Source organism: Bacteroidota bacterium (genome assembly GCA_030706565.1).
GTDB lineage: Bacteria > Bacteroidota > Bacteroidia > Bacteroidales > JAUZOH01 > JAUZOH01.
In genome coordinates, this window is the sequence record JAUZOH010000418.1 from 1 (window position 1) to 3,169 (window position 3,169).

The following is a 3,169-nucleotide window of genomic DNA, read 5'->3' on the forward strand; positions in this document are numbered from 1 at the left end:
AGCATTAAAACACCGGCGTCCCATTTTGTATGAAAATCAACCGTTATTTTTGCTGTTAAGATAAAATCAGAATCCGGTCTAAAGATCAGTCTTGGAGATTTATTGATCTTATAATATCCGTCGGGAGAAATAAACAAATCGGTATTCTCCGGCGCTGTAATGCTAAGATGATTATCACCCAATATTTTATAATCCATAGGTGCATTTTCAAAATGCAGGGTGTAAGGGATAGCAGCAATTTTAACCGTTTGGGACAATGATACAGGAATTAAAAATATTGCCAATAATAAACCTATGGTGATTTTTTTCTTCATGATCGTTTAAGATTGATTTTCTGATTATGATACAGCAAAGAACTGTCAAGTCATTTGCCTTAAGGCAATGTTAATAAAAAAGAAAAATAAATACAACAATATTAACTGTAAAGTAACTTCACGAATAGAATATAATCCTGCACTTGGATTGATTTTCATCTGGCAGGCGAATTGGATTGAGTCCTTGGGATCTTTCAGGGTTTTAACCAGGCCCCCAATCAATTCTGTCTTTACACAAAAATCAATCAATCAGGAATCAGCCGCAAAGGAAAATTCAACATCAATAACGGGTATATGGGATGTAACAAACTACCTAAAAGCACTTAGAAATCAACCCAAAAACTTGATTACATTATTCTTTTTTAGTAACTTATAAAGTTTTCAAATATATTTTTAAATAAAAGTGTAGAAACCTTGAAGCATGCAACATAAGATCTTTTATGGACTGTATTCATGGCTGGAAAAGAGGCTCTTTTACCAGGGTTGTACAGACAGGCAACTTCAGGGCAATATAACCGTATTTGAAAATCATACTTTTTTTGCGATCGGTTCGCTTCTGGTATATGTTATTCCCCTATTAATATTTGCACCTCAGGCCACCATATATATTCATTACATGATTGCATTCAGCTGCCTGTATACATTATCAGTATTACTGCAGCTTTTATTTCCCAGGCGTCACCTGGTTATACATACCTGTATCAGTTCGACGATGCACCTGATGACATTCTACACTGTCCTTCAATTGGGAGGGATACCCACCTCGGGAGGTCTTATTTTTGCCGGCATTGCCAATGTGCTGACTACCATTCCGCGTCAAAGAGCCTGGTTACCCATTTCTATGTTTTCCATTTTTTCTGTTTGGGTGGTTCTCCTGATGATCCTGAAACCCTGGCTGCATGTACCGGAGCAAATGACCCCTGCCTTAAACTCAGTTCTGTTTATGGTTCAGGCCATAGTTTTGACCGGAGCAGAGCTCGCTTTTGTACTCCGGTTTATCAGACACCAGCGGAAGCTGGAAGAATTGGAGACCCAACATTTGAAAGAAATCAATGAATTCAAAGACCGTTTCTTTACCAATATCACCCACGAATTCCGCACTCCCCTGACTGTCATTCTGGGAATGGCCGATCTGATAAAGAAACAACCGGATCAATGGACGGAAACTGGTGTGGAAAAAATAAAAAGCCATGGCAATAACCTGTTGCGGCTGGTAAACCAGATGCTCAACCTGGCCAAAGCTGAAACCGGCGCCATATCCGTCCATATGGTCAGAAGAGATATAAACAAATACCTGGCTTATCTGACAGAACAATTCAGTGCTGAAGCCCTCAAAAAGAACATAGATTTGAGATTTTCTTCCGTGGACAATCCATTCGAAATGGATTTTGATCCCGAAAAACTGATGTACATTATCACCAACCTGGTTTACAATGCCCTGAAATTCACCCCTGAAGGCGGCCGCGTTGATGTGATTACCAATACCAGGAATAACGGGGATTGGTTTGCTATCCAGGTAAGGGATACGGGAATTGGAATAGAAAAAGAACACCTGGATCATCTCTTCGACCGTTTTTACAAAGTAGAAAACCAGTTATCCCCGGGAAGTACAGGTATTGGCCTGGCCCTGGCTAAAGAAATTACTGCAGTATTGCAGGGTAGCATATCTGTGGAAAGCATACCGGGGAAGGGCAGCAAATTCACGGTTCTCCTGCCTGTCACCCGCAATGCCCCGCTTTCTGATTTCCCCGATGAGACTGAGCTGTTTAAAATTACGGATGAATCATACGAAAAGACAGGCTCTTCCCTAGAACCTCCTGCCCTACACCTGTCCACCGAATGGTCACTCCCGCATGAGGCGGCCTGTCCGGCTGAATTACCTTTACTGTTGATTGTGGAGGACAGCTCAGATGTCGTACAATATCTTCAGGCTATTCTCAAAAACGAATACCGGACTGAGGTGGCCGTAAACGGAAGTATCGGCCTGGAAAAGGCGTTGGAGATCATACCGGATATCATCCTGAGTGATGTAATGATGCCCGTGATGGACGGAATAGAACTGCTGGAAAAGTTAAAGAAGGATATCCGAACCAGTCATATTCCGGTGGTGATCTTAACGGCAAAGGCAGATATAGACTCCCGGCTGGCCGGACTGGAAAGGGGAGCCGATGCCTACCTTGCCAAACCCTGCAATGAAAGAGAGCTGCATATTCAATTGAAAAATCTGATCGATCTGCGTAAAAAACTTCATGACCGCTATGCTTCCCTGGATCATATACCGCCCACCTCAGACATCTACCTTAAAAAAGAAGACGATTTCATGCTGAAGGTTAAAAAGGTCCTGGAATCCAACCTTTCGGATGATGAATTCGGGATATCACAACTCTGCAGGGAATTGGCTGTAAGTCACGCCCAACTCTACAAGAAATTCAAATCCCTTAGCAATAAAACTATAGCAGACTTCTTTAAAACATTAAGGCTTCTTAAGGCCAAGGAATTGCTGTTGACTACCCGGCTTAATATAACGGAAATAACCTTTGCCGTGGGATTTAAGAACCTGTCCTATTTCAGCCGGGAATTTACCAGAGAATTTGGAAAATCCCCCAGTGAATTCAGAAAAGAATAATTCCGGCAGGACATCCCATCCTCCCCTAATCAACGCTATTAGATGAATAACCCTCGGAATCTTTCTTTCCAGCTGCTCATAAGCCACTGAACAATATGACCGGGCGTTATAATCATTTGAATACCCAAGGCAAAACATCAGAGACTATGGGCAAAACCATTCAAACCACGGCAAAACATCATAGACTTCAGGCAAAGCCATTCAGAATCAAATAGTTTAATTTTGGCCT

General features: G+C 41.8%; 2 protein-coding genes. One reads left to right on the forward strand and one right to left on the reverse strand.

Annotation, left to right across the window (positions count from 1 at the left end):
- The coding region (locus Q8907_14985) for a DUF1349 domain-containing protein (protein MDP4275576.1) at positions 1-314 on the reverse strand (314 nt) is incomplete at its 3' end.
- A 421-nt stretch (positions 315-735) separates the two neighbouring features.
- Here Q8907_14985 and Q8907_14990 point away from each other — a divergent pair.
- Entirely contained in the window at positions 736-2,940 is a 2,205-nt protein-coding gene (locus Q8907_14990; GenBank protein MDP4275577.1) for an ATP-binding protein, read from the forward strand.
- The last annotated feature ends 229 nt before the right edge of the window (positions 2,941-3,169 follow it).